The 7,196-nt window shown below is 70.8% G+C and carries 4 protein-coding genes and 1 pseudogene; 4 read left to right on the plus strand and 1 reads right to left on the minus strand.

Annotated elements, in window-relative coordinates; genetic code table 11:
- Nucleotides 1-1,472 (minus strand): annotated as a pseudogene (locus MNZ39_RS13165) (hypothetical protein); the annotation flags it as partial.
- Between the two features lie 515 nt (nucleotides 1,473-1,987).
- On the opposite strand from MNZ39_RS13165, the gene MNZ39_RS13170 reads away from it, so the two are divergent.
- From MNZ39_RS13170 to MNZ39_RS13185, 4 genes are all read left to right on the plus strand, one after another.
- Nucleotides 1,988-2,824 carry an FtsQ-type POTRA domain-containing protein gene (locus tag MNZ39_RS13170; RefSeq protein ID WP_242339183.1) on the plus strand — a complete coding sequence of 279 codons (837 nt, stop codon included), beginning with the start codon at nucleotides 1,988-1,990 and terminating at the stop codon, nucleotides 2,822-2,824.
- A 130-nt stretch (nucleotides 2,825-2,954) separates the two neighbouring features.
- A complete protein-coding gene (gene ftsA / locus MNZ39_RS13175) occupies nucleotides 2,955-4,184 on the plus strand; it encodes a cell division protein FtsA (protein WP_242339185.1) in 1,230 nt (409 codons plus the stop codon).
- A 17-nt stretch (nucleotides 4,185-4,201) separates the two neighbouring features.
- Complete coding sequence (ftsZ, locus tag MNZ39_RS13180; RefSeq protein WP_242339187.1) at nucleotides 4,202-5,413, plus strand: cell division protein FtsZ; 1,212 nt, start codon at nucleotides 4,202-4,204, stop codon at nucleotides 5,411-5,413.
- A 585-nt stretch (nucleotides 5,414-5,998) separates the two neighbouring features.
- On the plus strand, nucleotides 5,999-7,147 hold the full coding sequence (locus MNZ39_RS13185) for an HNH endonuclease (RefSeq protein ID WP_242339189.1): 1,149 nt from the start codon (nucleotides 5,999-6,001) through the stop codon (nucleotides 7,145-7,147).
- Nucleotides 7,148-7,196: the final 49 nt, after the last annotated feature.

The following is a 7,196-nucleotide window of genomic DNA, read 5'->3' on the forward strand; positions in this document are numbered from 1 at the left end:
GCGGGGCGCTTCGGGCGCGGCTGGAACGGGCGGGTCGTGGAGCCGTTCGGCGTCGCACCCCCGGGATAGGGGGCGCGCGCCGTGTTCCGCAGCAGCAGGGTCTGGCCGGCGTAGTTCGTGAAGTCGACGATGATCTCGTACCGCTCGCCCGGCATGATCACGAGCTTCTGCGGGATCGTCTTCGTCCCGCTGGGATCGATCTTCGCGGGCGCGTCGAGGTAGCCGCCGTCGGTCCCGATCACCCACAGCGCCGGGCCGTTCACCTTCGTCTTCGGGTTCGTGAGGAAGAGCTCGTAGGTGCGCGCGTTCGAGCCGTTCACGAAGAGGAAGCGGTGCCGCTTCGCCGGGATCGTGAGGCGCGGCCACACCTTCCCGTTCACCGCGATCGCGTCGCCGAGGAACTCCGGGTTCCAGTACGGGTGCTCGGGGTTGAGCGCCCAGCCCGGGCTCGGCGCGGTGAAGCCGCCGTTCAGGCCTGCGGTGAACCAGAGCTCACCGTTCGTGTAGAACCTCCGGTCCTGGATGATGATGGGGATCGTCTCCTCGACGGCCGGCAGGAAGTCCGCGAGCTTCGCCGGATCGTCCTTCAGCGGGTACGCGCCGGCGAGCCCCGCGTAGACGTTGAGACGCGTCGCGCCGAGCGTGTGATCGTGGAACCAGAGCGGCGCGGCCTCCTGGACGTTGGGGTACGTGTAGACGGCCTTGCCCGGCGCGGCGTCCTCGGGCCCTTCGTAACCCTTGGTGTAGTACTTCGGGCCGAACCGCGAGTCCTCGCCCAGGTCCGGGGTGAACCACGAGTCCGGGGAGCCGTCGACCTCGGCCGGCACCTCGCCGCCGTGGAGGTGCGCCACCGCCGGGATCGGTCCGTCGTAGTCGAAGGCGCACGGATCCCCGGGGGGCGGGTACATGACGAAGGCGCCGTTCGCGTCCGTCCACTCGTTCATCGCGGCCTTCATCATGCAGCCGAGGCTGAGGGGATCCGCCCAGTGCAGCGTCTGGTCTGTGCTCGTCCGGTACGCGTCGAGCTTCGTGGTGGCGACCGTGCCGAGCTCGTTCACGTACGTGATCTCGGTCGGGATGCCGCGCTGCGCGACGACGACGGGACCGAGGTACGTGTCGAGAGTCTCGCCCGACGTCGGACAGCCTCCGGCCCGGTACGCCCACGTCGTCGTGGGGCCGTAGAGCTTCCCCGGCAGCATCTGCGCCTTCACCTCGCACATGTGCAGCGAGAGCTTCCCGGGCGTCCTCGTAGCGGAGTCGTACCCGTAGTGCGTGTCGATGGTCCAGGGCGGCGTGTCCGCGGCCTGCCCGCCCTGGAGGTTGATCCGCGGTAGCTCCTCCATCCACTTCGGGATGGCGCTACCGGCCAGCACCGTCGGCGGCACTTGACCCGCTCCAGCGCTCGCCCACCCCGCCGCCAGCAACGCCGCCACACCGCGCAGCCACCTGCCCGTCCGCCTCGTCGTCTTCATGTTTCCCCCCCTGCCGACTCCCACGACGCTAGGTGCTCGTGTGGCACGACGTATGCCGCCCGAGGACGCTACGAGGAGACCCCTAGCCCAGGAGTCGAGGTACCGGCCGGGCGATGCACCAGGGCTTTCGCGGGCGTTTGGAGAATCGGTCGATCGAGGTCCGCTCGAAGAGGGGCACCGCCGAGCGGTAGAGCGACCCACGAGAGCACGAGCGCCGGCAGGGGCGAAAGAAGGGGACGGCGGCAGGTGGAGGTGGCGGCGGGCGTGTGCCCGAAGATCGGTCAGTTCACTGTGGGTGACCTCGACCTCGACCTCGACCGTCATGCCCCACACCGGCTCGGCCCTCCCCCGCATCGAGGCCGGCCAACCCGCTGATCGGACTCGCCCCTGGGTCGCGTGTAGGTCGAAAACTTGCGGCCCCCCGGCCCTCTGCCATCCTCCAACATCGGGCGATACCGCCCGGAAGCGCGGCGGCCGTGTGCGGCGGCCCCGTGACCGGGCGCTGGGGAGCGGCGGTGGCGCGGGGTCCGAACCGGCGGCGCGTGGACAGGGTTCCGGGGGAGCGGCGGCGCAAGGCCGCGGCGGCCCTCCGCTTCGCGTTCCCGTTCGCCGTGCTCGCCCTCTGCCTGGCCGGCGCCGGGTTCGGCGTCTGGCGCGTGGCGGTGGTGGGCAGCCTGCTGCGCATCGACGAGATCCGCTTCGAGGGCCTCTCGCGCGCGACCGCGCAGGAGCTGCTCGAGCTCTCTCCGGTGGCGGTGGGGGACCACCTGCTCGCGGTCGATCCCGACGCGGTGGCGGCGGCGCTGCGGCGGCACCCGTGGATCGCCTCGGTGGAGGTCCGCCGGCGGTTTCCCGCGGCGCTCGAGGTGGCGGTGGTGGAGCGGCGCGCGCGCGCCCTCGTCGATCTGGGCGCGCTCTACCTCGTCGACGAGCGGGGCGAGGTCTTCAAGCGGGCGACGCCCGGAGACGGGCTGGACCTGCCGGTGGTGACGGGCATCGGGCGCGAGGAGTGGGTCGAGCACCGGGACGACGTCGAGCCGCGCCTCGCGGGTGCGCTCGCGCTCGTCGACCGCTGGACGGAGCGCGGCCTCGACAGGCGCGCGCCCATCTCCGAGATCCACCTCGACGCGGATTACGGGACGACGCTCTGGGCCGGCGAAGAGGGCGTCGAGATCCGGCTGGGACAGGGGGAGCTTCCCGAGAAGCTCTCGCGACTGGAGCGCGTGCTCGCGGCGGTCGACGCCGAGGGGCAGCGCGCGGAAGTGCTGCATCTCGACAACCGGCGGCGCCCGGACTGGGTGGCCGTGCGGCTGTCGCGCGCGAAGGGCTCGCCTGAGCAGGCGAGCCCCTAGCGCGGGTCGAGCTTCGGCTCGCGGCGCGGCCGGTGGTCGGCGCGGCGCGAAGGTGGTGGCGGTGGTGGCGGTCCGAGAGGGCCGCAGGTTGGGCGAAGCGCGACGGCGCCAACTCGCCCGGAGGTGGTCAATGGCGAAAACCGGGGACATCCTCGTCGGCCTGGACATCGGCACGACGAAGATCTGCGCCATCGTCGGCGAGGTGACCGACGACGGCATCGACATCATCGGCATCGGCTCGCACCCGTCGAAGGGGCTGCGCAAGGGCGTGGTCGTCAACATCGACGCCACGGTCGCCTCGATCAAGCGCGCGATCGAGGAGGCGGAGCACATGGCGGGCTGCGAGATCAGCACCGTCTACACCGGGATCGCCGGCGGCCACATCAAGGCCTTCCCCTCGCACGGCGTGGTGGCGGTGAAGGACAAGGAGGTCCGCCAGCAGGACGTCGACCGCGTCATCGACCAGGCGAAGGCGGTCGCGATCCCGCTCGACCGCGAGGTGATCCACGTCCTGCCGCAGGAGTACGTGGTCGACGACCAGGACGGCGTGAAGGAGCCGGTCGGGATGAGCGGCGTGCGCCTGGAGGCGAAGGCGCTCATCGTCACGGGCGCGGTCTCGTCCGCGCAGAACATCGTGAAGTGCGCGCAGCGCACCGGCCTCAACGTCGCCGACATCGTCCTGCAGCCGCTCGCGTCCTCGCTCGCGACCCTCTCCGACGACGAGAAGGAGCTCGGCGTCTGCCTCGTGGACATCGGCGGGGGCACGACCGACATCGCGGTCTTCCACAACGGCGCGATCCAGCACACCGCCGTCATCTCCCTCGGCGGCAACCACCTCACGAACGACGTGGCGGTCGGGCTCCGCACCCCGACGCACGAGGCCGAGCGGATCAAGAAGCAGTACGGCTGCGCGATGGGCTCGATGGTCGACAAGTCCGAGACCATCGAGGTGCCGAGCGTGGGCGGCGGCCAGCCCCGCGTCCTCTCCCGCCACATCCTCGCCGAGATCGTGGAGCCGCGGGTCGAGGAGATCTTCATGCTCGTCCAGCACGAGCTGCAGAAGTGCGGGATGGAGGAGATCCTCGCCTCGGGCATCGTCATCACCGGCGGCTCGACGCTCCTCGCCGGCATGACGGAGATGGCCGAGGAGGTGCTGGGCCTGCCGGTGCGCAAGGGGATGCCGCGCGGCATCGGCGGCCTGGTCGACGTGGTGAAGAGCCCGATGTACGCGACCGCGGTGGGCCTCGTGATCTACGGGGCCCAGCAGCAGGATCTCTCGCCGTACTTCAAGATCCGCGAGGAGAACGTGTACCGGAAGGTGAAGAACCGGATGAAGGAGTGGCTCGGGGAGATCTTCTAGCCCGCGGGGAGCCTGCCATGATCGAGTACACGGACAAGCAGGACGGCGCGCGAATCAAGGTGATCGGCGTCGGGGGCGGCGGCGGCAACGCGATCAACACGATGGTCGCGGGGCGCCTCGACGGCGTCGAGTTCATCGCCGCGAACACGGACGTGCAGGCGCTCGCGGCCAACAAGGCGAGCGTGAAGATCCAGCTGGGGCGGAGCGCGTCGCGCGGCCTCGGCGCGGGCGCCAACCCGGAGGTGGGACGCACCGCGGCGCTCGAGGAGCGCGATCAGATCGCGTCGGCCCTCGAGGGCGCCGACATGGTGTTCGTCACCGCCGGCATGGGCGGCGGCACCGGGACGGGCGGCGCCCCGGTCGTGGCCGACATCGCCAAGTCCACGGGCGCCCTCACCGTCGGCGTCGTGACGAAGCCGTTCCTCTTCGAGGGGAACAAGCGCCGCAAGCAGGCCGAGCAGGGGCTCGCCGAGCTCAAGGCGGCCGTCGACACGCTCATCGTCATCCCCAACCAGCGGCTGCTCTCGGTGGCGGGTGAGAACATGTCGCTCGCCGACGCGTTCAAGCGCGCCGACGAGGTGCTGCTCAACGCGGTGCAGGGCATCTCCGACCTCATCACCGTGCACGGCCTCGTGAACGTCGACTTCGCCGACGTGCGCACCATCATGAGCGAGCAGGGCCTCGCGCTCATGGGCACCGGCCGCGCCGGCGGCGACCGCCGCGCGGTGGAGGCGATGCAGGCCGCCATCAACTCGCCGCTCCTCGAGGACGTGACGCTCGACGGCGCCACGGGCCTGCTCGTGAACATCAGCGGCGGCCCCGACCTCACCCTGTTCGAGGTGAACGAGGCGGTGTCGATGGCGCAGGCCGCGGCGGACCCGGACGCGAACATCATCTTCGGCTCGGTGATCAACGACCACCTCGGCGACGAGGTGAAGATCACCGTCATCGCCACCGGGTTCCACCAGCGGGAGGTGAAGCCCACCGCCCGGCCCGCCACGCAGGTGCAGGTGCCCATCACCGCGCCGGTCGCGAAGGCGATGCCGCCGCCGCTGCCTCCCGAGGCGAAGAAGGATCCGATCCGCCTCGCCAGCCAGACCGTCCCCGCGACCGCGCCCGCCGTGGTGCGCACGCCGGTCTCGATCCGTCGCGAGCCCGCCATCTACAAGCCGCTCGACGAGGACCAGTACGACATCCCGGCGTTCCTGCGCCGCGGCGGGCGTGATTGAGCGGCGCCGGCTCCCGGTGACGCCAGGAAGAGAGCGGCCGCCCCCGGGCGGCCGTTCTCTTTAGATCGCGGGCCGCCGGGCGACGGGGTCTGGCGCACGCGCTCCGGGCGTTCCCGCGATGAACGCGCCAGAGGTGGCGAAGCGTGCGGACGTCTCGTCGTGTAGGGACCGACATGGCGGCGCAGCCGTGAATTCAACGGGCGCATGCGAACGACGCGCATCCGCAGCTCGCGCCGGCGCACGGGCCGGAGCGTCGCGGGAGTCATCTGTTCACCCAAAGTAACTGCTACCGCCAGCGATAGTTCGACGGGAGCCGCGGCGTCGCTCGCGCTCAGGGCGGGCGTCCCAGTTGCGGTGGGTGAAACATTTCCCGTTGACGCCTTCCTCGCCTCGATCGCCCTCGGGGCATATGGGCGGCGCGGAAAGGCCGCTCTCGCGCACGATTCTCGCGCGGACCGCGCGCGCCGGTCGCCTTGGGGCATCGACGAGGGTGTGCCGGAGAACGGCGGCCAGACGCGAACCTCGAGCGTCTCCGGAGCTCCGGAAATCGCGTGCTACGAAGGGTAGTACTGGAGGTGCACACCCATGTCTGCGCTCGCCCCCGCTTCTCTCGAATCGAACGCGCTCGCGATCCGCCTGCGCGAGCTCGCCGGAGAGGAACGTGCCGTCCAGGTCGACTTCCTCCTGCACCTCAACGAGTTCGATCGGCGCCGCGCCTTCGTCGAGGTCGGCCATGCGTCCCTCTGGGCGTACTGTTTGGAGGCGCTCCACCTCCGCGAGGGCGCCGCCGGCCGGCGCATCCAGGCGATGCGGGTGCTGCGCCGCTTCCCGATCCTCGAGGCTTCTCTGCGCGATGGGCGCCTTTGCTTGTCCACCGTGGCGCTCCTCGGCCAGGTGCTCACCGAGGAGAACGTGGACCATCTCCTCACTCGCGCCGCCTTCCGGACCCGGTCCGAGGTCGAGCACCTCGTCGCCTCCGTCCAGAGCCGCACCGCTCCGCGCGCAGGCCTCCGCAAGCTGCCCGAGCGCGCGCCCGCCACGGTGAGCATCCCACTGGAGCTCCCTGAAGCCGAGCGGTCCGAGGCGGCGACCGCGGCGACTGCGCCCGCCCCTGCTGAGCCGACCCTTGATCCGGGACCCGCCACGGGTTCGCTCCCGGAGACCTCTCTCGTCCACGTGCAGCCGAAGCGACGGGCCGAGACGCTCGCCGTCTCGGAGAGCCACTGGTCGCTCCGTGTCACCCTCGACCGCGCCTGCAAGGAGGACCTCGAGACACTCCGGTCACTTCTGTCGCACAAGGTCCCGGACGGCGACCTCGCGGCGGTGCTTCACGAGGCGATCCGCTGCGCCATCGAAAAACACGGCAAGCGCAAGGGCGCGGTCGCGCCGGAGCGGAAGACGAAGGAAGCGAAGCAGGCCGGGACGACGAATGCCGCCGCGACGAAGAAGACCGCGGCGAAGCCGCCGGCTGCGAGGACCACGATCCCGGCGATAGTGCGCCGCGCGGTGTGGAAGCGCGACGGGGGACGCTGCGCCTGGGTCGGCCCGGACGGCTGCCGCTGCAACAGCCGCTGGAAGCTCGAGCTCGACCACATCCAGCCCGCCGCCCTCGGGGGACCGCCCACGGTCGAGAATCTTCGGCTCGCCTGCCGAGCCCCTGAAGTATCCCCACGATCGCGCGACAAATGGCGAGTGAGATCGATCGTCTGCGATACGAGGCAGTTTGAAAGTTGAAGCGCGCAAGCGCCTCTGATCCTCTGAGTCTGCCAGGACGAAGAGGGGA

The sequence above is a fragment of the Anaeromyxobacter sp. SG66 genome, assembly GCF_022690805.1.
In the GTDB taxonomy this organism is placed as follows: domain Bacteria; phylum Myxococcota; class Myxococcia; order Myxococcales; family Anaeromyxobacteraceae; genus Anaeromyxobacter; species Anaeromyxobacter soli.

What these genes read in the sequence shown, in the direction of transcription:
- MNZ39_RS13185 (WP_242339189.1), top strand. Translation starts at nt 5,999, where the DNA reads ATGTCTGCGCTCGCCCCCGCTTCTCTCGAATCGAACGCGCTCGCGATC.
- ftsZ (WP_242339187.1), top strand. Translation starts at nt 4,202, where the DNA reads ATGATCGAGTACACGGACAAGCAGGACGGCGCGCGAATCAAGGTGATC.
- ftsA (WP_242339185.1), top strand. Translation starts at nt 2,955, where the DNA reads ATGGCGAAAACCGGGGACATCCTCGTCGGCCTGGACATCGGCACGACG.